Here is a 25,913-nt window from a genome sequence, read left to right as displayed (position 1 = left end):
TGCCTCGAAGCGGAAAGTGGCAAGAACAGTAGGAACAACCGGAGCAGGCGCCGGCATTACTGAAGTAACAGTAGACGGCGTTAGGCTTGGAGCAGACGCCAACTGCTCGAGCGCCAAGTCTTCGCCTGCCTGGGCTTTAGCACACTGGACTGGCTTTTCCACGTCCATTCCAGCACAGGGCATTCCTTCCATCATTTCGGGCATCGGCGGTGCGGCCACATCCGGGCATACGTACGCAGCCATGGCGATTCCTGACGTCAGTACCGTCATTAGCAGGACGCTGGCAACGAGCCGAAAGATTGATGTGAAGAATATACGCATGTCGCGCGCAAGCAATTTGGTAACAGTTTAGCTCACCGTACTCGAACGGACTAGAAAGCTACTCCATTTAAGCTACTAAGGGCGAACTTTACACCTTCCCACGCTAGGAAGGTCAAGGCTGCAAGCCCTTTTTCTGGTCTGACGCTCCTAGACGACGAACCTTGCAGTCGGATGATACGAGTTAGCGACCCAGTCGTACAACTGAACTTCGCCCAACGCGTTCAGCCGGTGGCCAATCGCGATGGCGAAGAACGACGGTCCTTTCAGAAACATGTGGATATGGGTCAGCCCGTACGTCGAGCGGAAATCAACAAGGGCCGCCTTAGCGTCATGAACGGCACCATTTAACGCACTGATACTAGGAATAGCTGCTGAAGTCTCCAAATACAATCGCGGCATTTTCTCGAGCGCGAAATCGCCGAAGGCGCGATGCATATCCCCGCGGGCAACATGACCAATCTGTATAACCACGACGGCCTCGGAGCCTTGACCTGGAATTATCTCCCGTGTGAAGAACGCGCCTTCATCCCGCTCTGGACTCTGCAGATGGAATTTGGCCTCTCGGTGCGTCAGCTCCAAAAGATGCCCTTTTGTTGCCTTGAATACCACTCCTAACACTACCGCAGCCGACATACGAAGCTCGGCGTCGATTTCGACCCGCCGGCGAACGCGTGACGTGTGCATGAAGTCAGCCATTGCATCTGCCGTTGAGACGAGCGCCCGCCACTCCTCTTTTGTACGCATGCCTCGGTCTTCGCCAAGAAATGGACGCAGGTCTAGGACGAGTTCATATGGGTTCGGACGAGCTTCGCCCGCTACACCCTTTTGAAGACGTACCTGCGACGGAAACTCGAGCCAGCTCGCACATTCCGCGGCCGGCAGCACGTCCAACACGGCCGCCTCTAAGTCCCGCCGCGTTATTTTCCGCTTCCCCGAATGCTGAACAAGCTCCTTCCATTTTGAGCGGAGTTCTTTGTGACGCGTACCTGGCAGCTCTTCAAGGCATGGAAGGTGCGCCGTGAGCTCACCCACGAACCGACTATCAGCCGCGCTATCGTCAAACTGAATGAAGTCAACGTACTCTAGGACAAACTCTGCCAAGTCTGCCGGTTGGCCAGCCTGGTCAACAACCCACTGGACGAAATCCCGCTTCGCGTCTATGAGCGGCTTTGCCTGCTCCTCAAATGAACTGCCGACTCCACGAATTCGGCTTAGCTTTGCAAACATCGGCGAAAGCGTCGAAGGCATTTCCGGGGCAACGAAACCAAAGCGGGTGTACAAGTCGCCGGTTACGTTGAATACCTTCTGAAACCTCACCATCTCTTCCCAAAACGGCTTCGGCGAAAGCACGTAGTTCTTCGCTTCGAAGAAAACACGTCGCTCCCCGTCCGGCGTGAAATAGCAGACTTCGATATCGCCGACGGTCTCGCTAACGACGCCTGAAAAGGCGTCCTGCGCAAGCCACTCCGGTAGTTTTACCAAGATGAAGAAATCTTGGTATCCGAACCCGTCCCGCGCGGTTTCACCGCCGGTTGCTTCCTTACCTAACAATAAACTGCTCATGTTCTTTCGATGAGAAGGTTGGAACGATAAACGGCCCCGTCCGGTAGGTACGTATGTGCAGAGCCTACCAGCTTGCCTGCCGAATCTAGCTTAAGTACAAGAAGGACAACAAAGTTTGCTCCAACCTTTGGGTCTTGTACTATCTGGCGCATTGAAGCGTGGTCCAGGGTACTGGGCTCGGGGAGAAACAGAGGATGCGAATGCCATTCTCCGAGGTAGTTGAAACGAACGTAGTTTTCGTTAGTTGTGCTGAAAAATTCGCGTAAATGCCTCACAGCGTCCGCAACCTCTCGCAGGAAACTGATAATTGAGCCCGCACGTTGGATGGTTACCTGACGGACGACAAACTGATTGTGCCCGCAATGTTCCGCCATCAATACGCCACCGCACTCGCGCTCCCCCGAAGCATGAAGTGCCTGCGTTAGCCGCCTGACTACATCAGACGGAAGGCTTATCGTCAGCATTGATATCCTCGGCGATTCCCCGCATTATTTCCTTTATCCGAGGGTCATTAGCGTCCAAGGATGGTTGCGCTTTGTCTTCAGGTTTGGCGACTGCCACCTCTAAAGGAATGGTATGGAACGGCGCCGTGAAAATCCAACCGGCGCGAAAACCCATTAGGTACGCTGAGTACGGATACGCTGTGGCTGAAGCGTCGCCGAGCGTGTCTAGCGAAAACTGGCCCATTGCAGCCGCGAGCTGTGAGACATCAGCGTCGGAGGCTATAAGGACGCGATTATCTGCAACCGCATCGTAGCTAGAGGCGACTACTTCAGGCGGCGGTGGAAGCTGTTCAAAGTACTGGTTTATACCATTACGAATCATCAGGCCATCGGCTTCGTAGCCCGGTCGGCTACGTGCCATCATCCCACCGTACCCGCCCGCGAAGAGCTCTCCCCAAACCAACGACGTTTGACGGCGGGAACACACGGCGCTAAGTAAGGCAAGCACATTAGGCGATGCCGTCGCATCGACAACGAGGTCGCAAGCACCAATCTTCTCCAAGACTGTACTTGTCAGATGGGCGTTCTCTTGACCCGCGAGCCGCAATCGACTGATATAGACATTGGCTAAGGGAGATATGAGCTTGATTGCCTTGGAAGCCGCCGTCGCTTTATGCAGTCCAACCTCGCGCCAATCTGCTGCATGTCGCACGAGATTGTGAGGAGCCAAAATATCTTCGTCGACGAGTACAAACCGACCAACTCCGGCGCGCGCAAGTGACACCGCCACCTTGCTTCCAACAGACCCTAGTCCGACTATCGCAACGGATTTCTCGGACAGCCCGATATGCGAGGCCGGTGCACGTGGGACTCCTGACTGTGGAAATTCAATCGCCTCATACTCTGACAAACCGCTTTGTCCGATTGCAAATACTCGAGGCTTTTCTCCCGGTGCCGAAAGCACGAGCAGGCGTGCCGATTGCTCCTCCTCTTCACTCCACGGCCACAAATCCAGCGTTGCAAGCAGCGACTTTAAGTCAGCGAACTCTAGCACGGTCGGAATTTCCGTAAGACGCTCGTCTACTATGGCCAGTCCAGGACGTGGCCAACTATTCAGGTCCACCATCTCGAAACACGAGACGAGGGTCGACTGATTTTCCTGCGTCTTCGCCGGACTCGCAATTGCAACGGCCGAGCCTTCTGCAAAAAGCGTACGTGTCGCGAGCTCGACAGTTCCTTGTGCGCCGAGTGCAGCTAGTGTCGCCATGAATTCTTCGGTGAGCACTAGCCGGCAGCTGCGCTGGCGCAAGCGCTGCCCCTCGGTGAGCCGGTGCCGGCTGAGCACTTCACTTTGCTCACTTGAGGCTTCGGACTCCATTGACAGAAGCTTGTAGGCACTTTCAAGGAGCATTGCACCGGTAACATCGGGGGTCCAATTGTCGGGCCCCCACTCCAGGCACAAAGCTCCACCATATCCGTACTGATGACTGCTCAAGCGCTCCTTTCCTCGCGGTTGCACTATGGCCGGAGTATCAGGAAACAAGTCCGGGTATATCAAGCGGACCTCGTAGGTTCTGTCGCCCACGGCGATGTCGACGTTAACGCAGACATCGAGCTCGTCCGTAATTCCCCATCTGAATCCGGACAGCCACTGCGCATCGGCTGCTAGCCGAGCAATCGCCTCGTGTTCACCAGCCAAGCGACCGGCTCTCTCGACAAGTACACGCACTATGCGAACCCCTGCGGCTTGTTTGGAATAATGGGCTTTGCCGGGAAAGACAAGCCTGCAGCTGCAGCAGGTCGTAGCAAATTCTCGTTTGCCGCCTTTGCCGCCGTTCCGGCTGCAGGGAAGAAGGTGCCGAAAATCTCCCGCCACTTGGCCAATTGTTTGGCACCGTCCGTTTCAGCTTGCGCGTCTGCAATCAGTCCGACATGCTTGCATATCATGTCGTAGAACTGCTTGAACTCCTCAGGCTCTACGTTCGAAAACACGTTGTTGCCCGCAACTGCCGGGTCTTCGATATAAGGCACCTGATGCAGCGCAACCGTAAGGGCGTACTCTGACTTTATCGTGCGCAGTAATTTTGCGAAGAGCTCTTCATAACTAGTCTCGGAATAGCTCATATGCTTTGCAACGAGCGCTTCGAGGATGAATCCCTTTGGGCGTTTGAGGTCAGCTAGGTGTTCCCGGCGCCACCATTTGAGAAGCTTTACCATCGGCTTGAACCGCTCACCGGCCTCTTTGTTGACGTCTGTAGCCCACTGGGTATGGCCGCGCGGATTCGTTCGCAACCACTCGTTCAGTTCCTTGTCCGGGATAAGGTGGGCCTCCCCATCAGGTGCTTCGATGATTGGAACGACGTCCATATCCACAGTGGCGAGCAGAACAGAAACGGACCGCCGGTTCTTGCGGAGATTCTTGTAGCCGCCATCGGACAGAGCGTTGTACAGCTGGTCAATTACTGTCTCGGGGGAGTCCGCCGTGGTGTGGGAGGTAATGACGATGATGTCTACGTCCGGACGGCGGAGTTCGCCGTCCCGCGTTTGCGGCCGGATAGCAGTCTTACGAACGTACGAGCCCGACAAGAAAGTACTGACATGAACCTCTTTGAAAGTCTCATGGGCTGAAAGCTTGTCTCGCAGATTCGTGTGCGCGCTGGAGCACGCAGACACAGTCGAAGTGCTCGGCTCTATCTCGTACAAAAAATCTAAGAACTGCTGTTTTGTTGCCATGCGTGCAATTTCCTTATTTGAGGTCTTCCACTGCGGCGAGAGCGGCTTTGCCACGACTGACCGTCGTTACCAACAGTTTCTTCCGGACGGCGACTGGATTCTATCCACAGTTTATCCACAGCGCAATAGAAATTTCTTGACTGCACGTTCCAAATTTGGCACTTTAATGCCTCCCAGGCGATAAAGAGAAGGAAAATTAGCTTGAATTCAACCGCTCCCCTGCAGGAATTGGCCTCGATGTCGGATGAAGAGGTATGCCAAGAAATTGGTAGGCGACTCAGAGCTGAACGCCTGCGCCGGCAGCTGACGCAGTCAGAGATGTCAGAGTTGGCAGGAATACCCTTACGAACGTACAAGCGATTAGAAGCGGACGGTTCAGGGTCTATCGCAACCTTCGTAGCGGCTGTTCGCGCGGCGGGTCGACTCCTCGGCCTACAGTTGCTCCTTCCACAGCCCGAGCTACCGGAGCGAAGGAATCCGCTCACGGACATCGCCAAGCGACGGACGGCCCGCAAGAAGCTAAAGCCAAATGACAACGACTTGGAAAGGAATCGTCTCCCATAAATTCGGGAGAGCTGTCAGGCACCGAGGTTTGCTATTCTTGCGATAAAGAAATATTTTGAAACGCTCGCATAGCAGGACGCACCAAATGACCTACGATTTCCGCCCTCTCGAACCAGACGAGGTTCGCCCGCTTCAAGTAATGCTTGCATCATGCAACATGCCTTCCTCAGACGTCACTTCCAAGAACTTCAAGGACTTCCTCGTTGCCAGAAAAGGCTCGGACGGCAAGACAATGCTCGCCTGCGTAGGAATGGAGCGTTATGGTGACTCGGCACTCGTGAAAACGCTTGCAGTCGAGCCGTCCGTGCGAGGCCAAGGCTGGGCGAAACAAATGCTCGGGTTGGTGGAAGAGCGGGCACGAAGAGAAGGCATTCGCGCGGCCTACGTGGTCACCAACGAAGCAATCGACTTTTTTACCGCCCGTGGATACGAACGAATCGTGCCGACAGATGTACCCGAAGAGCTTAGAAATACCAGGGTTTTTGCCGTCATACCGCCGATGGCCGTCTGCTTGAAAAAAACAATTTCGGCGACTTTCGTCGTGGATTATGACCGCCCGTTTCCACATATGGATGGAGCAGCTCCCGTAAGGCAGGTCCCACGCGGTTGGCGGCCACCTAAGGAATAACGGCGGCAGGTTCCCTAGCGGCTTCGTTCGGCAGTCTCATGCGGGGGTATGAACTGGAGCAAAGGCGCGCCTGCAGTAGCGGGAAGCACTTTCGGGTGCATTTGTTTCGGTTTTGCTAATCTGGCTGTAATAGCGGGGTGTTTACGCTCCTCAAATCCCGAACAAAACCAACAGCCAAGTAGTAGGCTGGCCCCGCCACAGCGGGGCACGAAGTGACTCTCCCGTGAGCCGCGAAGCACTCCGCGAAGCACTTCTGTTGAAGAGCTGCACCAGTACGGACGGCCCCCGTCGCCTCAGCGTATCCCCCGGATGTGCCCGGGAATCTCCGCGTAATCCTCGACCCGGGCCTGCATCCATTCAAGACAATCATGACCGATACCGACCACTTCCATGCCAAGCCGCGGCGCGGCGAACGGGTTTTCATGCATGCATCGGCCCAGGTGCTGGGCGATGTGCTGCTCGGCGATGATGTCTCGGTCTGGTGCAATGCCGTGGTGCGCGGCGACGTCAACCGGATCGTGATCGGCCGCGGCAGCAATGTGCAGGACCTGGTGATGTGCCACGTGTCGCACAAGAACCCGGGCAAGCCCGAGGGCTCTCCGCTGCTGATCGGCGAACGCGTGACCATCGGCCACTCGGCGATCCTGCACGGCTGCACGATCGGCGACGAATGCCTGATCGGCATGGGATCGATCGTGATGGATGACGCGGTGGTCGGCAGCCGGGTGATGGTCGGGGCGGGCAGCCTGGTGCCGCCGGGTGCGCAGCTCGACGGCGGTCATCTGTATGTTGGCAGGCCGGCACGCAAGGTGCGCGCGTTGACCGCGGCAGAACTGGAATTCCTGGGCTATTCGGCGGAGCACTATGTGCGGCTGAAGAACCGGTACCTGGCTGAGGGCTGAGGGCTGAGCAGCCTGCAGCAAGCGCATCCGGATGGCGCGACGCCCGGGTCGATACCGTGTCCGGCGCTCACCGGATCGCGCGAATGATGCCGGGTATCTCGGGATAGTCCTCGACCCAGATCACATTCACCCCGAGCGTGTTGGCATCCTGCTCCTCCAGCAGGCGGGCGAGGTCGTCGAAGGCGCTGCCGGCGCCCTGGGAGCGCGGCAGCTTCTTGATCGCATAGTGACCGATGGTCTTGTCCGGGTTCTTGCGCCAGGCGACGTCGAGCAGGCGGCGCAGGTTGGGGTCGGTGAGGCTGACGCCGACGAACAGGCAGGTGTTCTGCGTGAGCTTGTTCAGCTGCATCAGGTTGGACCAGCTGAAGGGATCGATGAACTGGTTGTGATAGGCGTCTTCGCTGAAGACGATTTCGACACCTTCGGGAATCCTGCCGCTGCGTGGCAGATAGCCGTGCACGTGGTAGACCGGCAATTCGTTCGGATCGTGGCGCACCGCCTCGGAATAGATGGCGCGGTTGCGGATGTTGGCCCGGCTCAGGTTTTCTTCCAGCAGCGCGTCGAAATTGAAGGTGATGATGGAATCGAGGGGCTTGCCGTCGCGCTCGGGGCGGGCAATGTCGACGATAGCGTCGATCAGTCCACACCCGGAGGGCTCGTTGGAATAGAGGGTATCCCTGACCTTGCGTGCGTAATCCTTTCCCAGGTTGTTCTTCAGGTAGCGGCCGAGGATCAGCGAGGAGGCGCCGTGCCGGCGGTTCAGATACTCGGCCGCCTCGCGGTCGAGGTTGAGCGCGTGGTCGCGCGAGAGCAGCTCGATCATCGACTCGAGCAGGTTCAGCAGCAGCAGGTTCCATTCCGGGATGCCGGCATCGACCGATACGCCCGCGCCGCAGACGAGGCTGAGGCGGCCGGCGCGCAGGGCCGCTCTGAGCTTGCCGAGATGGGCCGCCAGCACTTCGTCGCGCTGCGCGTTCCGGTGGCGGGCGCCGGCTTCGCGCTCGGGTGCGTCGAGCGTGCGCAACAGGGTGTCGATGCCGGCGTCGAGGCCGTTTGCCAGGTCGATCTGTGTGAACTGGGAAAGATGGCTGGGCACGGGGCTGTCATCCGCGCGCAGCAATACGATGCGGTGCCGGCTGCCCGAGACTTCGCGCAGCGCGAGCGCGGAAAACTGCTGAACCAGGCGGTGCGAGCGCAGGGCATGGGCGCTGATCAGGACGAGAAGAACCTCGGCGCGGCCGTCCGTGCCGCCGGGCGGGTCCGCCGCGCCCTCCCCGCCCGCGCCTTCCGCCGGCTTGACCGGCTGTCCGTCGACATGGATGCGATGTCCTTCCGCTTCGAGACGGGCGGCGATGGCGGCGGCAATCCGGCGGTCCTGGCTGCTTGCGCTGAGTGAGATATTCATCGAACTGGAATTGCCTGAAGTTGCCGCGGACGCGGGATGCCGACCATGTTGATGCCTGGGCAATCACTTGCCGCCCCATTTACGGAAATGGCATCATGCTCGCGTCGCCTTCCCGGCGTTCGGCGCGGGCCTCGCCCATCCTGGAGAGTAGGCGCGATTTTTCGCAGCAAGTTCGATCGGCGGGGTGGCTGTTTACCGGCGCAGGCCCGGCCGGAATTCCCGCCTGCCCGGCGGAACACCAGGTGAAATTGAAGGACAGATATCCGGCGCGGATCTTGTAGTAACATGCGCGGCCGTCCGAGCCCAATCACCAGAAAGGAACCCATGATCTCCGCACTCGATGCGCTCAAACGCCTGCGCGAAGGCAACCACCGTTTCGTTTCGGGCAACGGTCGCGACCATACGCAGCGCAGCCAGACCCTGCGCAATGAACTGGTGGACGGCCAGGCGCCGTTCGCGATCATCCTCGGCTGTTCGGATTCGCGGGTGCCGGCGGAACTGGTGTTCGACCAGGGCCTGGGTGCGCTGTTCGTGATCCGCATCGCCGGCAATATCGTGGCCCCTTCCCAGATCGCCAGCGTGGAGTTCGCGGCCGAGCAGTTCGGCACGCCGCTGGTGGTGGTGCTCGGCCATTCCCGCTGCGGCGCGGTGTCGGCCACGCTGCAGCATCTGACCAGCCCGCGTCCGCCGGCGAGCCGTTCCGAACACATGCATTCCATCGTCGCCCGGGTCAGCCCGGCGGTGGAACCGCTGCTGGCGACGGACTTGCGGCATGACCATGATGCGCTGATGTGCCAGGCGATCCGCGCCAACGTGCGGATCTCGGCCGATCACCTGCGCCACGGCTCGGAGATCCTGGAGGAGCGGATCGCGCGCGGCAGCCTGATGATCGTCGGCGCCGAGTATTCGCTGGAGACCGGCGAGGTCGATTTCTTCGACGGCGTTCCGCCGACGGCCTGAGCGGCCCGGCGCCGCGGGACTCAGACGTCCTGCGGCGCGCCTTCCTGCCTGAGCCCTTTCCGCGCGGCCTGCGCCAGCAGCATGTTCAGGCGCGCGGTGTCCATCGGCTTGACGAAATACTCGTCGAAGCCCGCCTCCAGCGATTTTTCCCTGTCCTGCGGCTGGCCGTAGCCCGTCAGCGCGATCAGCAGCGCGCCGGCGGTTTCGGGCATCGCGCGCAGCCGGCGCGCGAGCGCGTTGCCGTCGATGTCAGGCAGGCCGATGTCGAGTATGCAGACCTGCGGCCGGAAGGCGCGCGCCTGCTGCAATGCCGCCCGCGCATCGGATGCCACCATCACTTCATGCCCGGCCGCCTTCAGATACAGCTCCAGCGTGCGCACCGCGTCGGCATTGTCGTCGACCGCCATGATGCGCAGCGGGACGACCGCCGCCGGCATCGGGGACTGCTGGCGGGCGCCGGACAGCGCGAGCACGCCCGACAGCCGCGGCAGGCAGACGGCGAAGCGACTGCCCGCGCCCGGTCCCGGACTTTCCGCATGCACGCTGCCGCCATGCAGCTCGACCAGGCTCTTGACCAGCGCCAGGCCGAGCCCGAGTCCGCCCTGCGAGCGGTCGGAAGTGCGTTCCGCCTGGGCGAACAGTTCGAACACCTGGGCAACGAGTTCGGGCTTCATGCCGATGCCGTCGTCGCTGACGGTGAGCCGCAGCGTGTCGTCGCCCGCTTCCAGCGCCAGCACGATGTAGCCGGCGTCCGGCGTGTACTTGGCGGCGTTGTTGAGCAGGTTGACGACCACCTGGACCAGGCGCTTGCGGTCGCCCTTGACGCATACCACGTGCTGCGGCAGCTTCAGTTCCAGCCGGTGACGGCGCGACTTGATCAGCGGGGTGGCTTGCTCGACCGCGTCGGCGACGATTTCCTTCATGTCCAGCACTTCGACCGACAGGGTCACCAGGCCGCGCGTGACGCGCGAGACGTCGAGCAGGTCGTCGACCAGGCTGGTCATGTGGTCCACCTGGCGGGCGATGATGTCGGAGGTCTGCGCTACCTGCTCTGGACTGAAATGGCCGAGCCTGAGCAGCTGCGCGCCGGCGCTGATCGGCGCCAGCGGATTGCGCAGCTCGTGGGCCAGCATCGCGAGGAATTCATCCTTGCGCTTGTCGGCGGTGCGCAGTTCCTGTTCCGCGCGGTGATGTTCGGCTTCCTTGCGCTGCAGCGCATCGGCCATGTGATCGAGGGCGCGCGCCAGGTGGCTGATTTCCTCGCGGCCGTAGTGCAGGCCGGTGCGGGAGTCGAGCGCGCCGGCGCCGATGCGGTCGGCGGTGTCCACCAGCCGCCGCACGCGGCGCACGATCAGGATGTCGCCGACGAACCAGGCCGCCGCCATCGCCAGCAGCACCGTGACGGCCAGTCCGATCAGCGACATGATCTGCACCCGGCGCGCGGAGGCCACGATTTCACTGCTGGGAATGCCGATCGTCAGCGTGTATTCGGAGATGTCGGGGCCGCCCACGCGGGCGAAACTGTGCAGCCGGCGCACGCCGTCCGGTCCCTCGAGGTGCATCGGCGCGCGCTCGCCGTCGCGCATGGCCTGCCACAGCTCGTCGGCGACCTTCTTGCCGAACCACTGCTCCGGCTCGGGGCGCCGCGAAATGATCTGGCCTTCGCCGTCGGCGGTGATCAGGATCGAACCGGACGGCAGGTCGATGTCGGCGACGAAGCGGTCCAGCTCGGTCAGGTCCATCGCCGCGAATACCACGCCGGTGATCTCGTTGTTGCGGTCGATGACCGGATAGGTGAGGTTGATGGTGTGCTTCTGGATCACGCGGCCGAACACGTAGCTGCTGGCGATGAAGCGGCGCTCGCTGATGGCGCGCTTGAAATGCGCGCGGTCGCCGAGATTGACCGGTCGCACCGAGGGAACCGCGCTGCAGCTGACCGTGCCATCCAGCTGGATCACGCCGAAGTTGGTGTAGTTGGCGTTCTTGGCGAGGATGTCGCCGAGGATGTCGTTGCATTTCCCTGGGTCCGAGACCAGGTCGGGAATGCTGGCGAGGTCGCGCAGAATCTGCCGCGTGCCGGTCAGCGACTGCGCCTCGTTGGCGGCGGCCAGCCGCGTCAGCCGCTGCAGGTTCTCCTCCGCCACCCTGAGCGCCTGCCCGCGATCTTCCCAACCGTTCCAGATCGTCATGGCCGCCGTCGGCGTGATCGCCAGCGCCACCAGCAGCATCAGGCGGCTGCGGAGGCTGTTGAATTTGAAAAGACTTCCTGCCATCGATCCGCTTTCGTCCGGCGCCGCGCGGGCGCCGGCATGGGAATCGCCGGCGGCTCAGGCCGGCGATTCTGTCGTCAAGGGAGACGTTGCGAGCGCAGCAGCGGCAACCGAATGTTGAAGCATTTGCATCGCTTCGGTTGAAACTAACCCTGCTTCGGCTGCCTGCCGGCAAATTCGTTCCCGAATCGAATGATAGCCTCGGCGCCGCGCCGGAGTGTGGCGACGTCGTCGGAGATGAATCCGATGCGGATGAAACCGGGAACGCCGAGCGCGTCGCCCGGCATGACGGCGACCGCCTGCCTCTCCAGCAAGGCTTCGGCAAAGCCGACGGTGTCCATGGTCAGCCGCGATACGTCGCCCCAGAGATAGGGGCCGGAATCCGGCGACGGCATGTCGATCCAAGGCACCGGCGCGAACATGTCCACCACGAGGTCGCGCCGCGTCCGGTAGTCGGCGAGCATGTCGGAGGGATCGCCGCAGGCGAACGCGGCCTGAGTCGCGAGCTGCGTGAGCGCCGGCGCGGCGGCGGTGATCGGTCCCTGCAGGGTCTGCATGGCGTCCACGACGGCCGCCGGGGCCAGCGCGAAGCCGGCTCGCCAGCCCATCATCGCGTAGCTCTGGGACGCGGAGAAGATCGTGACGATGCCGAGCGCGCGCCAGTCGCACAGCGCCGCCAGGCTGTGATGGCGTCCGCTGAAAATGAGCTTTTCATAACTCTCGTCGACGATGGCGTGGCACTGCCTGCGTGCCAGCCAGGCCGCGATGGCTTCCAGTTCATCACGGCCGTAGACCTTGCCGGTGGGGTTGTGCGGATTGTTGATGATCAGGACCCTGGCCGGCGGCAGGCTGTCCAGGAATGCCGGCGTGATGCGCGCCGGCAGGTCCACCAGCAGCGGGCGCAGCCCGAGCAGTTCGGCGGTCGCCACATAGGCCGGCCAGTGCGGGCGGAACACGATGACGCTGTCGCCCGGGTCGGTCATCACATACAAGGCTTCGTACAGCGCCTGCTTGGCGCCGTTGGTGACGATGACTTCATCGCGCCGCGCGCTCAACCGGTTTTCTTCGCGCAACTTGCGCAGCAGGCTGTCGCGCAGCCCGGCGGCGCCGACCACCGCGGTGTAAGGCAGGCTGCGCTGCGACGACAGTCCTTCGCGCACCGCGCGCAGCACCGGCTCCGGGGCGGGGAAGTGGGAGATGGCGATGGAAAAGTCGATGACTTCCCTGCCCTCGAGCTTCATGGCTTCCACCCGGCCGTGCATGGCCGTGGTGGCGAGCGGACGGGATGCGGCGATGCGCTGGGATATTTTCATTCTGGTCTCTTATATTTTGGGCAACAGGGGATGTTGGTCTCGAACAAGCACGATATCGGGCATGAGGCGGCTTAAATTGCTCTGGATCAATGTTTTTTTACCGAAGCGTCGCCTATCCTCGGCCTCGAATAACCATATTCGCGCAACTGGAATAGTTTCTTTCAGGAACATTTGAACAGGGCAGCGATCTCATGCCCTTCATGCGGAGGAGAATTTGTGAAGCTTTCGGGAAAAACGGTCGGGGCTCGCCTTGGCGCCGGGTTTGGATTCATCGTCGTGTTGCTGCTAATTGTCGTCGGCATCGCTTCCTGGCGGCTGCAGTCGAACATTGCTGCAATGGAAGAAATGACGGATGTGACGATGGCCAAGGAGCGCCTGATTTCGGAGTGGGCCGCCAGCACCGGCCTCAACGGCGTGCGTACGATCTTCGTCGCCGAAACCGAAGACGCCGTGCGCAGGGAACAGTTCCAGGCGGCGATCAAGGAGACCAGCGCCCATATTTCCGGCCTGCAGAAAAAGCTCGACGCGTTCCCGCGCGACGAACAGGAGCAGCAGCAGCTGGCGCGCATCGCCGACACGCGCAAGCAATACATCGACGCCCGCGACGCGGTGTTCAAGGAAAAAGCGGTGGACGAGGCAGCCGCCCGGCGCCTGGTGCAGGAAAGGCTGGAGCCGGCGCTGCGCGAATACACCGCGCAGATCCGCAAGCTCAGTGACTGGCAGGCTGAACGCATCGTGGCCATGCGCGGCCGCATGGCGGAAATGGGGCGCGACGCGCAATGGCAGATCGCGCTGCTCGGCGCGCTGGCGGTGGCGCTCGCCGTCGCCGCCGCGGTCTTCATCACCCGCAGCATTCGGAGCGAACTCGGCGGCGAACCGGCGCAGGCGGCCGGCATCGCGTGCCGCATCGCCGAGGGCGACCTGACCCGCGAGATCGTACTGGACGGACGGGACCGAGCCAGCCTGATGCATGCCATGGGCGCAATGCAGCAGAGCCTCACCCGCATCGTCACCGAGGTGCGCGCCGCCACCGAATCGATCTCCACCGCGTCGGACGAAATCGCGCGCGGCAACCTCGACCTGTCTTCGCGTACCGAGGAACAGGCGAGCGCGCTGGAAGAAACCGCGTCGTCCATGGAAGAGCTTACGTCGACCGTGCGCCAGAACGCGGACAACGCGCGCCAGGCCAACCAGCTTGCACGCACCGCGGCCGACGTGGCCGGCACCGGCGGCGAGGTCGTGTCCCAGGTGGTGGGCACCATGGCCGCGATCGATGCTTCCTCGCGCAAGATCGTGGACATCATCGGCGTCATCGACGGCATCGCCTTCCAGACCAATATCCTGGCCCTGAATGCTTCGGTGGAAGCCGCGCGCGCCGGCGAACAGGGCCGCGGCTTCGCGGTCGTCGCCGGCGAAGTGCGCAACCTGGCGCAGCGCGCCGCCTCCGCCGCCAGGGAAATCAAGGCGCTCATCAATGACTCGGTGCAGCAGGTGGATCAGGGTTCGCAGTTGGTGGCGCAGGCCGGCAAGACCATGCAGGAAGTGGTCACGAGCATCGCGCGGGTGACCGACATCATGGCCGAGATCAGCGCCGCCAGCCAGGAACAGGCCACCGGCATCGAGCATGTGAGCCAGGCGATCGCGCAGATGGATCAGGTCACGCAGCAGAATGCCGCGCTGGTCGAGCAGGCGGCAGCGGCGTCGGAAGCGATGCGCGAGCAGGCCGCCCGGCTTGCTGCCGCGGTCGGCGCCTTCAGGCTCGCCGGCGCCCGTGCCGGGTCGGCCCCGGCCATGTCCGGCGCGGCGGCGTCCCGTTCAGTGCAGCTTGTCCAGCCCGCCGTCCCCCGGCTCCGATAGCGGATTGATGCGCGACCAGTGGCCGGTGAGCACGAGCTGCTCGAGCCGGGCGCCCGGCACCGGCGGACTGAAGATGAAGCCCTGCGCGCCGTCGCAGTCGCGTGCCTTGAGATAGGCGAGCTGCTCCGCGGTTTCCACGCCGCCCGCCACGGCCCGGATGCCGAGATTGTGGGCGAGGTTGATGATGGCGGAGGTGATCGCGGCGTCCTCGCGGCGGTGGGGCAGGTGTTCGACGAAGGCCTTGTCGATCTTCAGGGCGTCGATGGCGAAATCCTGGAAGTCGCGCAGCGCGGTGGCCCCGGTGCCGAAATTGTCGATCGTGAGCCGGATGCCGCGCTCGCGCAGCGCGGCGAGCTGCGGCTTGATCGCCGGCTGCCGCGCCAGCATGGCCTCCGGCACTTCCAGCTCGAGGCATGATGCCGCAATGCCCGCGTCGTCGAGGATGGCCGGGATCATGGCCACGAAGCGCGGGTCGCTGAACTGCCGCGCCGAGCAGTTGACCGACAGCCGCAGGTCGTGCAGGCCGTGCGCGTGCAGGCGGCGGACCTGGCGCGCCGCCTCCCGCAATGCCCATTCGCCGATCTCCACGATCATGCCGGTCTGTTCGATGATGGACAGGAAGTCGGACGGCAGCACGGTTTCCATGTCCGTCGCGTTCCAGCGCAGCAGCGCCTCGACGCTGGCGATCTTCCATTTCGCGAGGTCCACCTGGGGCTGGTAGTAGAGCTCGAACTGGCTGTTCTTGAGCGCGGCGCGCAGCGCGGCTTCGCGGTCGCGCTTCCAGCCCTGCTCGTCCTGCAGGATGGCGTTGTAGAACTGGTAGGTGTGGCGGCCCGCGTGCTTGGCGCGGTACAGCGCCAGGTCGGCGCGCTTGAGCAGCTCCACCGAGCTGCGGGCATCGCCGGGATAGAAGCAGACGCCGATGCTGGTCCCGCTCTGCACCTCCTGGCCGTCGAGCTGGAACGGCCTGCCCAGCTCGAGCACGAGCTTGCGCGCCAGCGTCTCGGCGGCCAGCGGCTGGGAGGCGTCGGCCTGGATCACGACGAATTCGTCCCCGCCGAGGCGGGCCACGAAATCGGTTTCCCGGATCGAGGACACGATGCGCAGCGCGACTTCCTTGAGCAGCAGGTCGCCCGCGTGGTGGCCGAAGGTATCGTTGACATATTTGAAGCGGTCGAGATCCAGCAGCAGCAGCGCGAACGGCACGCCGGTGCGCTGCGACGACACCATGCTCGCGTGCAGCCGGTTGCTGAAGCTGACCCGGTTCGGCAGGCCGGTGAGGCCATCGTGATTGGCGAGAAACCGGGTCTGTTCCTCGGCCAGGCGTTCATCGGTGCGGTCGCGCAGGATCTTGACGTAGCCGCGCAGCCTGCCGTCGGCATGCCACAGCGGCGTCACCCCGCCCGAGGCCCAGAAGCGCGAGCCGTCGGGGCGTACATGCCAGCGGTTGTTCTCGGCGCGGCCGGTCGCGCGTGCCGTCTCCAGCTCGCGCTGCGGCTCGCCCATGCCCCGGTCTTCCTCGGTGAAGAGCATGTCGGCGTGATGGCCGATGGCGTCTTCCGCGCGGTGGCCGGTGATGCGCTCCGCGCCCGGGTTCCAGCTCGCGATCCGGCCCTCGGGGTCGATCATCATGATGGCGTAGTCGGTGGCGCCTTCGATCAGCATGCGCAGATCATCCTGGTCCGCCTGGGCGGCGGCTTCGCGCAGCAGGATGACCGCGCCGATCGCCGCGCCGGCGGGATCGATCAGGGGCGTGGCATCGATGCTGACCGCCTTCTCCGCCGCCGGCAGCCAGGCCTGCAGCGCCGACACCGACTCGCCGCCAAGCGCGCGATGAACCGGCGATTGATCCTCCGGCAGCGCGGCGCCGCGATCGGCGCGGAACAGGCGCAGTGCCGCGACCGCGAGCGAGTCCTCGCTGCCGTCCGGCGCCAGGCCGAGCAGCGCGCGCGCCGCGGGATTGACCAGCAGCGGCTGTTCCCCGGCATCGACGGCCAGCACAGCCGCCGCCATGCTGTGCAGGACGGCGAGAAGCAGGCCGGTGCGGTCGTCATGCTCCGCACGGGGCCGATGCAAGTGTTCTGACTGGGGAGACAACGATGTCATCGGGTGTGCATTCTTCGGAGGGCAAGGGTGTGACAGCGCACGGTGTCCCGGGTTTCTGGGAATCGATCCGCCGCAAACACGGCCCTCTTTCTGCAACTTTGCGCGAGATCAATCAAATTTCCCGCGCCATCGCCAAGACTGGGCCGGATCAGCGCGAAGATCAGCCCAGATTGAGGACCCGAACATGAACCGACCGGAACGCGACCTGCAGCCGGCGGCGGCCGACACCAAGTCGCCGCCTTCACGCTTTATGCCATCCGACGTGGAATCCCCGCTGCCGTCGGACCGGCTGATCCACGCCGCGCTCGGCCGGTTCACCGGCGGCCTGTCGCCGGCCAGTCTCGCGCTGGCCTGGACCGACTGGGCGCTGCACCTGGCGGCGTCGCCGGGGAAATGGCAGCGGCTGGCGGAAAAGGCCGTGCGCAAGAGCGCGCGCCTGGCGCTGTACGGCGGCAAGCTGATGGCGGGAGGCAAGCCGGAGCCGTGCATCGAACCCCTGCCCCAGGACCGGCGCTTCCGCGGCGAGGCCTGGCAGCGCTGGCCGTACAACCTGATCTACCAGGGCTTTCTGCTGAACCAGCAATGGTGGCACAACGTCACCACCGGCATCGGCGGGGTGTCCGCCCACCATGAGCAGGTGGTGGAGTTCGTCGCGCGGCAGCTGCTGGACATGGCGTCGCCGGTCAACTTCATCGCCACCAATCCGGAAATACTCGACGCCACGGTGCGCGAGGGCGGCTGGAACCTGGTGCGCGGAGCCGCCAACTGCATCGACGACATCGAGCGGATGATGGCGGGCAGGCCGGCGGCCGGAACCGAAGCCTTCCGCCCGGGAGAACAGGTGGCCGTCACGCCGGGCAGGGTGGTCTGGCGCAACCGGCTGATCGAACTCATACAGTACGCGCCGGCCACGCCGCAGGTGCATCCGGAACCGGTGCTGTTCGTGCCGGCCTGGATCATGAAGTACTACATCCTCGACCTGTCGCCGCACAATTCGCTGGTGCGCTACCTGGTCGAGCGCGGGCACACGGTGTTCATGATCTCCTGGCACAACCCGGTCGAGCGCGACCGCGACCTGTCGATGGACGATTACCTGCGGCTGGGCGTGCTGGCCGCGCTCGATGCGATCCGCGCCATCGTGCCGGGGCAGCGGGTGAACGCGGTCGGCTACTGCCTCGGCGGCACGCTGCTGGCCATGGCGGCGGCCTGGCTGGCGCGCCGCGGCGACGACCGCCTGCGCACGATGACGCTGCTGGCCGCGCAGACCGACTTCACCGAGCCGGGCGAGCTGAGCCTGTTCATCGACGAGAGCCAGCTCAACCTGCTCGAGGACAGCATGTGGAACGACGGCTACCTCGACAACCGGCAGATGGCGGGCGCCTTCCAGCTGCTGCGCTCCAACGACCTGATCTGGTCGCTGATGGTGCAGCAGTACCTGCTGGGACGACGCCAGAAGATGACCGACCTGATGGCCTGGAACCTGGATGCGACCCGCATGCCGTACCGGATGCACAGCGAGTACCTGCACCGGCTGTTCCTGGACAACGACCTGGCGGCGGGCCGCTATCGCATCGCCGGCCTGCCGATCGCGCTCGGCGACATCCGTACCCCGGTGTTCGCCGTCGGGACGGAGTCCGATCATGTCGCCCCCTGGCGCTCCGCCTACAAGATCAACATGCAGCTGCCGGGCGAGGTCAGCTTCCTGCTGACCAGCGGCGGCCATAATGCCGGCATCATCAGCGAACCCGGCCACCCCGGCCGGCACTACCGCATCGGGCATCGCCGCGCGGGCAGTCACTACATGGACCCGGAAACCTGGTACCAGGTCCAGCAGGCGCAGGAGGGGTCATGGTGGCCGGAGTGGGCCGACTGGCTGCGCCGCCACTCCGGCGAGCCGGTGGCGCCGCCGCCGATGGGCGCGGCCGGGCAGGGCTATCCGCCGCTCGGTCCGGCGCCGGGGACCTACGTGCTGGAGCGCTGAGGGCGCGGAGGGCGCGCCGCTCAGCCGCCGCGGCCGTGGTCGCGGAAGGCCTGGTGGAAGCTGGCCAGTATCTCTTCGGCTTCCAGCACCTGCGTGGCGACTTCATTGATCTTGCGGCGCTGGGCGCGGGCGCGCTCGCGCAGCACTTCGAAGGCGGCGTCGCGGTCGGTCGAAAAGCGCGCCATCAGCACGCCCACCGCCATGCTGGTTTCGCGTCCGGCGGCCAGGGCCGCGGTCAGGTTGACTTCGCTGCGCCGCAAGCGCTTGATGTCGTCGGCGCGGGCCAGCGCCGCCTCCACCGCCGGTGTCACCTGGGCGGCTTCGATCGGCTTGACCAGATAACCGACCGCGCCGTGGGCGGCCGCCTTCCTGACGGTATCGGCGGCGTCGAGCACCGACAGGAACATGAAGGGCACGGCCGTTTCCGCCGTCAGCCGCTCCGCCAGCTCCAGTCCCGACATGCCGGGCAGATTGATATCGAGCAGCGCGAGGTCGGGGTCTTCCTGCCGCGCGATCGGCATCGCCTCCTCGGCCGAGGTCGCCTGCACCGTGTCGTAGCCGGCGTGCCGGAGCATGGTGGATAGCAGGGTCAGCAGCATGGGGTCGTCGTCGACCAGTAAAAGGCGGCGCTTGGCGGCACTTGCTGCGGGCATGTAGGTCTCCGGAGAGGCGGGCAATCGAAGCCACGATTCTAGCGGAAGCGCGCTCCCGCCTGTCGTCGCCGGTCCGCCGCGAATTCCTTTTGCATCAACATGCTACAGAAGGCTTGACGAACAGGCGGGAGATGCAACACGGCGCAGGATTCGGGATAGAATACGGACAGCCTGTCTGTTGCGTCACGGAAATTCACGTTCCCCCAGGGGGAACGACCTGACACGGCTGCCATCGCCAGGCTTCGGGCGCGTAACACGGACACGACCTCTTGCTCCTCATGCCGATTCCATTTCATGCATCTTCGCGCTTGAACCGGGCAGTCGTATCCGCTTGCGGGGCTGCCTGACCATGGAAGCCCTGCTCAAGCACATGGTGGACATCACCTGCCAGCGCGATCACGCGCTGCTGGACAGTTCGGTGGCGTCCGCCCTGCATGAACTGGTCGGCGCCGAACAGGTGCGCGTGCACGAACTTTTCCGTTTCCGCAACGAGCTTTTCATGCGTCCGCGCGCCTGGATCCGCGACGGGAAAGTGGTGAGCGCGGGCGAATCCGCCGGTGAACAGGCCGGAGAATCCGCCGCCGACTATCCGGTCCTGCTGGAATGCATGCGCCAGCGCGCCACCAGCGCGGAGGAAGTCGACGCGACCGGCCGCCATACGCTGTGGCTGCCGATCTGGCTCAACGACAAGGTCAGCACTTGCCTGCAGGTGATCGCGGACCGGCCCTATCCGGTCGAGACCCGCCACATGATCGAGGGCATCCTTGCCGTCTACCGCAATTTCCAGAACATCCTCGACTACAGCGAGCGCGACTCGCTGACCGGCCTGCTCAACCGCAAGACCTTCGACGAGAAGTTCTCGCGCATGCTCGCCGCGGCCCAGCCGGACAATCAGCAGGACCGCCCCGAACGCCGCTGCCAGCAGAGCGGCACGGTCGGCCACTGGCTGGCGGTGTGCGACATCGACCATTTCAAGCGCGTCAACGACCAGTTCGGCCACCTCTACGGCGACGAAGTGCTGATCCTGGTCGCCAACCTGCTGCGCTCCTCATTCCGCGCGCAGGACCGGGTGTTCCGCTTCGGCGGCGAGGAATTCGTGGTGCTGCTGCGCTCGACCACCCTCGAGGACGCGCGCAAGATCTTCGACCGTTTCCGCCGCAACGTCGAGCAGCATGATTTTCCCCAGGTCGGCAAGGTATCGGTCAGCGTCGGCTTCGCCAGCATCTCGACTGAATCGCCGGTGGTCATCCTCGGCCATGCCGACCAGGCGCTGTATTACGCCAAGGCCAATGGCCGCAACCAGGTCTGCTTCTATGACGAACTGGTGCAGCGCGGCGAACTGCGCTCGGAAGTGTCGAACGACACGGTCGAGTTCTTCTGAGGTCCTGCACTTCGCCCCGGCGGCGGCCTGCGACTAATCCTTGAACAGGCTTTGATGGATCCAGCCTTCGTTGGTCAGCACGAAGCCCTCGGTCACCTTGACGGGCTTTTCCTTGGACTCGACATCCTGCTTCAGTGCGGGGACCACCGCGACCAGCTCGGGTGTCAGCGCCCACTTGGGCAAGTCCTTCACCCTGTAGGTGTAGTTGACGCGGGAAATCCGGGTGCCGAGTGCGTCCGAGGGTTCGGTGTAGCGGACGATCTCGTCGACCTCGGCTTTGCCGGCGCAATAGCCGCCAGCGTCGTACCCCATCGGCTTCCCCCCATCAGACTTGTAATGCTTGCGGCCTTCTTCCGTCAGCTCGAAAGTGGATTTCACGATGAAGTCGTCTCCTTTTGCGGTCATCCAGCCGTCGGTCTTCTGCCGCGACAGTTCCTTCTCGGCCAGCAGGCCGGCCTTGACCAGAGCATGCAGGAGGTCACCGGTGTCCTTTCTGCCGGTGTGGTAAGTGGTGGTGTAAGGGAAAGTCTGCGTCACGTAGCACTTCGGGTAGACGGAATCGAGGTAGGCCTGCGCCGCCTTCTTGAAGTTGCTTTCGCTGGCTGCTTTTGGATCGGAACAGCCGCTCAGGAGAAGTACGAGAGCGAGAGACAGAGAAGTCGTTTCTTTCATTGTGCTTCCTTCTTCAAAGGGATCGGAGAGTTGCGAGAGCTTTCTGCCCGGAGCTGCCCCTGCGGACATGGCCACACTGGCTCGCGACGGGGCAATCATTTTATTAATATTTTTTCAACATTGACGCGACGATTTGTTACCAGTAATTGCTGGCGGCCGCTGAACAGCCCGTCTGCCCTCGCTTGACTTTCCCCATGCGGCCCGAGGGGAAGTTTGCCCCCGCCCCGCATTCCCACTACACTTCCTGACATGCCATTCCGCCAACGGAACGGCATCCGCTATCCGCGGCCCGGCAGCCTGACCTTCTCCCGTCTTACCCGGCGGTTACGGTGGGGCGCCATCCGAATCATCCATTCTGGAGAGAGACACTCATGCAAGCCACACCCGCAGCGGCCGCTGCCGGGCGGGCATCCGCCCCTGCCCTCGCCCCCGTCAGGCTCGACGACAAATACACTTCCACCTCCGGCAAGATCTTCATCTCGGGCATCCAGGCCCTGGTGCGCCTGCCGCTGATGCAGCGCCAGCGCGACCTCGCCGCCGGGCTCAATACCGCCGGCTTCATTTCCGGCTACCGCGGCTCGCCGCTCGGCGGGCTGGACGAGAATCTGTGGAAGGCGCAGAAACTGCTGGAGGAAAACCATGTCCGCTTCGTACCCGGCGTGAACGAGGACCTGGCGGCGACCGCGGTCTGGGGCACGCAGACGGTCGACCTGATCGGGCCGGCGAAATACGACGGCGTGTTTGCGATGTGGTACGGCAAGGGGCCGGGCGTGGACCGCTGCGGCGATGTCTTCAAGCACATGAACCACGCCGGCACGGCGAAGCACGGCGGCGTGCTGCTGGTGGCGGGTGATGACCATGGCGCCTACTCCTCCACCCTGCCGCACCAGTCAGACCACATCTTCGCCGCCTGCATGATCCCGGTGCTGTATCCGTGCAATGTGCAGGAATACCTCGACCTCGGACTGCATGCCTGGGCGATGTCGCGCTATTCAGGCTGCGCGGTCGGCTTCAAGGCGCTGGCCGACACGGTGGAGTCGACGGCGTCGGTCGATGCCGATCCGTTCCGCCTGAAGATCGAATACCCGACCGATTTCGTCATGCCGGAAGGCGGCCTCAACACCCGGCTGTCCACCGACACCCTCGGCATCCAGGCGCGCAAGCAGGAAGCGCTGATGCAGGACTACAAGATTTATGCCGCGCTCGCCTATGCGCGCGCCAACAGACTCAACCACACCACCATCGACAGCCCGAAGGCCAGGCTGGGGATCATCGCCTCGGGCAAGTCCTGGCTCGACGTGATGGAAGCGATGGAAGAGCTGGGCATCGACGACAGGATGGCGGCCGACATCGGCATCCGCGTGTTCAAGGTCGCGATGCCGTGGCCGCTGGAGCCCGACGGCGTACGCGAGTTCGCGCAGGGCCTGGACGAGATTCTGGTGGTCGAGGAAAAGCGCCAGATCGTCGAATACCAGCTCAAGGAACAGCTCTACAACTGGCGCGACGACGTGCGCCCGCGCGTGATCGGCAAGTTCGACGAAAAAGGCGAATGGGTGCATCCGCGCGGCGAATGGCTGCTGCCGCCGAAGGCGGATTTCTCGATCGCGCAGATCGCCCGCGTGATCGCGCAGCGCATCGCCCGCTTCCACACCAGCGACCTGATCAGGGCGCGCCTGGCCTTCCTCGAAGCCAAGGACAAGGTCCTGTCGAAGGCCGTGAACACGCCGCCGCGCCCGGCGTATTACTGCTCCGGCTGTCCGCACAATACCTCGACCAGGGTGCCGGACGGATCGCTGGCGCTGGCCGGCATCGGCTGCCATGTGATGGCGACCGCGATCTACCCGGAACACAACAAGCTGACCACGCACATGGGCGGCGAAGGCGCGCCCTGGATCGGACAGGCGGCATTTTCCGCGCTGCCCCACGTGTTTCAGAACCTCGGCGACGGCACCTATTTCCACTCCGGCTATCTCGCCATCCGGGCGGCGGTGGCGGCGAAGGTCAGCATCACCTACAAGATCCTCTACAACGACGCGGTGGCGATGACCGGCGGCCAGCCGGTCGACGGCATCACCTCGGTGCCGATGATCGCGCAGCAGATGGCCGCCGAGGGCGTGAAGCGCATCGCGCTGGTGAGCGAAGACCTGAGCCGCTACGAAGACCGGTCTTCGCTGCCGTCCATCGTCACCCTGCACGACCGCAAGGACATGGACGCGGTGCAGCGCGAACTGCGCGAGGTACCCGGCGTCTCGGTACTGATCTACGACCAGACCTGCGCCGCCGAAAAGCGCCGCCGCCGCAAGAAGGGCGAATATCCCGATCCGCCGAAGCGGCTGTTCATCAATGAACTCGTCTGCGAGGGCTGCGGCGACTGCGGCGTGCAGTCCAACTGCACTTCCATCCTGCCGCTGGAGACCGAGTTCGGGCGCAAGCGCGCGATCGACCAGTCCTCCTGCAACAAGGACTATTCCTGCGTGAAGGGCTTCTGCCCGAGCTTCGTCACGGTGGAAGGCGGCAGCCTGAAAAAGCGCGGCGGCGGCAAGCGCCAGGACGTCGATTTCGGTCCGCTGCCGGAACCCGTGCTGCCGGCCTGCGACACGCCCTACAACATCCTGCTCAACGGCATCGGCGGCACGGGCGTGATCACCATCGGCGCGCTGGTCGGCATGGCCGCGCACCTGGAGGGCAAGGGGGTGTCGGTGCTCGACATGACCGGCATGTCGCAGAAGAACGGCTCGGTGACTTCGCACATCCGCATCACCCGCGTGCCCGGCACGATACGCGCGCAACGCATCGCCACCGGCGAGGCCGACCTGGTGCTGGGCGCGGACATGCTGACCGCCGGCGCGCAGGACGCGATCGCGAAGATGCGGCCCGGCCGCACGCGGGCGGTGATCAACACCCATCAGCAGCCGACCGGGCATTTCACGAAGAACCGCGACTGGGAATTCCCGTTCGCCGAGGTGCAGGCGCTGATCAACGAATCGGTGGCCGGCCGCGCCGACTATATCGACGCCACCCGGCTGGCGACGGCGCTGATGGGCGATGCGATCGCGACCAATCTGTTCATGCTCGGCTATGCCTGGCAAAAGGGTGCGCTGCCGGTATCGGAAGCCGCCCTGCTGCGCGCGATCGAACTCAACGGCGTCGCGGTCGAGGCCAACAAGCAGAGCTTCGCCTGGGGCCGGCGCGCGGCTGTCGATCCGGCGCGGGTCGAGCGCGTCGCCACGCCGGCGCAGCCGGTGACGCTGCAGCCGCCGCAGGGTCTGAACGCGCTGCTGCGGCGCCGCGTCGCCTTCCTGACCGACTATCAGGATGCGGACTATGCGGCGGGCTATGCGTCGCTGGTCGAGGCGGTGCGCGAACGGGAAAGCACGCTCGGGCTCGGCGACAGCCTGGCACGGGCGGTGGCGAAGTCGTACTTCAGGCTGCTGGCGTACAAGGATGAATACGAGGTGGCGCGCCTGTACACGGACGGCCGGTTCACGGAGCAGCTCAGGCAGCAGTTCGACGGCGACTTCACCCTGAAATTCAACCTGGCGCCGCCGCTGCTGGCGAAGAAGGATGGCCAGGGAAGGCTGGTCAAGGCGGAGTATGGCTCCTGGGTGTGGCAGGCTTTCCGGATGCTGGCGCGGATGCGGCGGCTGCGCGGCACCCGGCTCGACGTGTTCGGCTATACCGCCGAGCGCCGGATGGAAAGACGGCTGGCGGCGGAGTACCGGGAAACCGTGCTCGGCCTGCTGGACGGGCTGCGTGCCGACAACCATGCGCTGGCGGTGCGGATCGCCGCTCTTCCGGAACAGGTGCGCGGCTTCGGCCATGTGAAGCTGGCGGCGGTGGAGGCCTATCGCAAGGAAAGAGCGGCACTGCTGGCGCAGTTTGCGTTGCCGCAAACCGGGCTGCCGCACGCGGCGTAGGTTGCGCGTGAGCAGGTAGTGCAGGCGTCCCTGCCTGCACGGCGGACGTGGACCGGAGAGCCAGCGACCCTTCTCTCCGGTCCGGCCGGTTTTGTGCAGGCACGGAGGCCTGCACTACCGGGGCAGAGCAGGTAGTGCAGGCGTCCCTGCCTGCACTGCGGACGTCGGCCGGAGAGCCGCCCCTTCTCTCCGGTCCCGCTGGTTTTGTGCAGGCACGGAGGCCTGCACTACCGGGGCAGTGCAG

17 protein-coding genes are annotated in these 25,913 nt (G+C 63.8%); 7 read left to right on the top strand and 10 right to left on the bottom strand.

What is annotated here, in order from left to right; genetic code table 11:
* Positions 1-468: 468 nt before the first annotated feature.
* Genes cap4 through NCCP691_RS09605 form a run of 4 tightly spaced genes read right to left on the bottom strand, consistent with a single transcriptional unit; the run spans position 469 to position 5,060 of the window.
* The gene (gene cap4 / locus NCCP691_RS09620; RefSeq protein ID WP_220808048.1) at positions 469-1,884 is read right to left on the bottom strand and encodes a CD-NTase-associated endodeoxyribonuclease Cap4; all 1,416 of its coding nucleotides are present in this window, start codon (positions 1,882-1,884) and stop codon (positions 469-471) included.
* Positions 1,881-2,348: a Mov34/MPN/PAD-1 family protein gene (locus NCCP691_RS21605; RefSeq protein ID WP_220808047.1), complete on the bottom strand. Its 468-nt coding sequence runs from the start codon at positions 2,346-2,348 to the stop codon at positions 1,881-1,883. The genes cap4 and NCCP691_RS21605 overlap by 4 nt, the downstream gene beginning before the upstream one ends.
* Positions 2,323-4,026 carry a ThiF family adenylyltransferase gene (locus NCCP691_RS09610; RefSeq protein ID WP_220808046.1) on the bottom strand — a complete coding sequence of 568 codons (1,704 nt, stop codon included), beginning with the start codon at positions 4,024-4,026 and terminating at the stop codon, positions 2,323-2,325. The genes NCCP691_RS21605 and NCCP691_RS09610 overlap by 26 nt, the downstream gene beginning before the upstream one ends.
* 29 nt (positions 4,027-4,055) lie before the next feature.
* On the bottom strand, positions 4,056-5,060 hold the full coding sequence (locus tag NCCP691_RS09605) for an SMODS domain-containing nucleotidyltransferase (RefSeq protein WP_220808045.1): 1,005 nt from the start codon (positions 5,058-5,060) through the stop codon (positions 4,056-4,058).
* A 649-nt stretch (positions 5,061-5,709) separates the two neighbouring features.
* On the opposite strand from NCCP691_RS09605, the gene NCCP691_RS09600 reads away from it, so the two are divergent.
* Both NCCP691_RS09600 and NCCP691_RS09595 read left to right on the top strand, forming a co-directional pair.
* A complete protein-coding gene (locus NCCP691_RS09600) occupies positions 5,710-6,252 on the top strand; it encodes a GNAT family N-acetyltransferase (RefSeq protein ID WP_220808044.1) in 543 nt (180 codons plus the stop codon).
* Between the two features lie 368 nt (positions 6,253-6,620).
* A complete protein-coding gene (locus NCCP691_RS09595; RefSeq protein WP_220808043.1) occupies positions 6,621-7,154 on the top strand; it encodes a gamma carbonic anhydrase family protein in 534 nt (177 codons plus the stop codon).
* Between the two features lie 67 nt (positions 7,155-7,221).
* On the opposite strand, the gene NCCP691_RS09590 is transcribed toward NCCP691_RS09595, so the two are convergent.
* Positions 7,222-8,559, bottom strand: coding sequence for an SIR2 family protein (locus NCCP691_RS09590; RefSeq protein ID WP_220808042.1), 1,338 nt, complete (start codon positions 8,557-8,559; stop codon positions 7,222-7,224).
* A gap of 324 nt (positions 8,560-8,883) precedes the next feature.
* On the opposite strand from NCCP691_RS09590, the gene NCCP691_RS09585 reads away from it, so the two are divergent.
* Positions 8,884-9,519, top strand: coding sequence for a carbonic anhydrase (locus tag NCCP691_RS09585; protein WP_220808041.1), 636 nt, complete (start codon positions 8,884-8,886; stop codon positions 9,517-9,519).
* A gap of 20 nt (positions 9,520-9,539) precedes the next feature.
* On the opposite strand, the gene NCCP691_RS09580 is transcribed toward NCCP691_RS09585, so the two are convergent.
* Positions 9,540-11,792 carry an ATP-binding protein gene (locus NCCP691_RS09580; RefSeq protein WP_220808040.1) on the bottom strand — a complete coding sequence of 751 codons (2,253 nt, stop codon included), beginning with the start codon at positions 11,790-11,792 and terminating at the stop codon, positions 9,540-9,542.
* 143 nt (positions 11,793-11,935) lie between these two features.
* Positions 11,936-13,102 carry a pyridoxal phosphate-dependent aminotransferase gene (locus NCCP691_RS09575; protein WP_220808039.1) on the bottom strand — a complete coding sequence of 389 codons (1,167 nt, stop codon included), beginning with the start codon at positions 13,100-13,102 and terminating at the stop codon, positions 11,936-11,938.
* Between the two features lie 216 nt (positions 13,103-13,318).
* Between NCCP691_RS09575 and NCCP691_RS09570 the strand changes: the two genes are divergently transcribed.
* The gene (locus NCCP691_RS09570) at positions 13,319-14,959 is read left to right on the top strand and encodes a methyl-accepting chemotaxis protein (protein WP_220808038.1); all 1,641 of its coding nucleotides are present in this window, start codon (positions 13,319-13,321) and stop codon (positions 14,957-14,959) included.
* On the opposite strand, the gene NCCP691_RS09565 is transcribed toward NCCP691_RS09570, so the two are convergent.
* Complete coding sequence (locus tag NCCP691_RS09565) at positions 14,918-17,035, bottom strand: putative bifunctional diguanylate cyclase/phosphodiesterase (protein WP_220808037.1); 2,118 nt, start codon at positions 17,033-17,035, stop codon at positions 14,918-14,920. The genes NCCP691_RS09570 and NCCP691_RS09565 overlap by 42 nt on opposite strands.
* A 280-nt stretch (positions 17,036-17,315) precedes the next feature.
* On the opposite strand from NCCP691_RS09565, the gene NCCP691_RS09560 reads away from it, so the two are divergent.
* Entirely contained in the window at positions 17,316-19,046 is a 1,731-nt protein-coding gene (locus tag NCCP691_RS09560) for a PHA/PHB synthase family protein (RefSeq protein WP_238482388.1), read from the top strand.
* 20 nt (positions 19,047-19,066) lie between these two features.
* Here the strand turns inward: NCCP691_RS09560 and NCCP691_RS09555 are convergent, their stop codons facing one another.
* The gene (locus NCCP691_RS09555; protein WP_220808035.1) at positions 19,067-19,699 is read right to left on the bottom strand and encodes an ANTAR domain-containing response regulator; all 633 of its coding nucleotides are present in this window, start codon (positions 19,697-19,699) and stop codon (positions 19,067-19,069) included.
* A 349-nt stretch (positions 19,700-20,048) separates the two neighbouring features.
* Here NCCP691_RS09555 and NCCP691_RS09550 point away from each other — a divergent pair, with 349 nt between their 5' ends.
* On the top strand, positions 20,049-21,080 hold the full coding sequence (locus tag NCCP691_RS09550) for a GGDEF domain-containing protein (RefSeq protein WP_220808034.1): 1,032 nt from the start codon (positions 20,049-20,051) through the stop codon (positions 21,078-21,080).
* Positions 21,081-21,113: 33 nt separating this feature from the next.
* On the opposite strand, the gene NCCP691_RS09545 is transcribed toward NCCP691_RS09550, so the two are convergent.
* Positions 21,114-21,752: an SEN1982 family lipoprotein gene (locus NCCP691_RS09545; protein WP_220808033.1), complete on the bottom strand. Its 639-nt coding sequence runs from the start codon at positions 21,750-21,752 to the stop codon at positions 21,114-21,116.
* 371 nt (positions 21,753-22,123) lie between these two features.
* Here NCCP691_RS09545 and NCCP691_RS09540 point away from each other — a divergent pair, with 371 nt between their 5' ends.
* Complete coding sequence (locus NCCP691_RS09540) at positions 22,124-25,669, top strand: indolepyruvate ferredoxin oxidoreductase family protein (protein ID WP_220808032.1); 3,546 nt, start codon at positions 22,124-22,126, stop codon at positions 25,667-25,669.
* Positions 25,670-25,913: the final 244 nt, after the last annotated feature.

Origin of the sequence: Noviherbaspirillum aridicola (assembly GCF_019656455.1) — a bacterium.
Lineage (GTDB): Bacteria > Pseudomonadota > Gammaproteobacteria > Burkholderiales > Burkholderiaceae_D > Noviherbaspirillum > Noviherbaspirillum aridicola.
The sequence above is the reverse complement of the archived record's forward strand: the minus strand, read 5'-3'. Positions and strand labels throughout refer to the sequence as shown.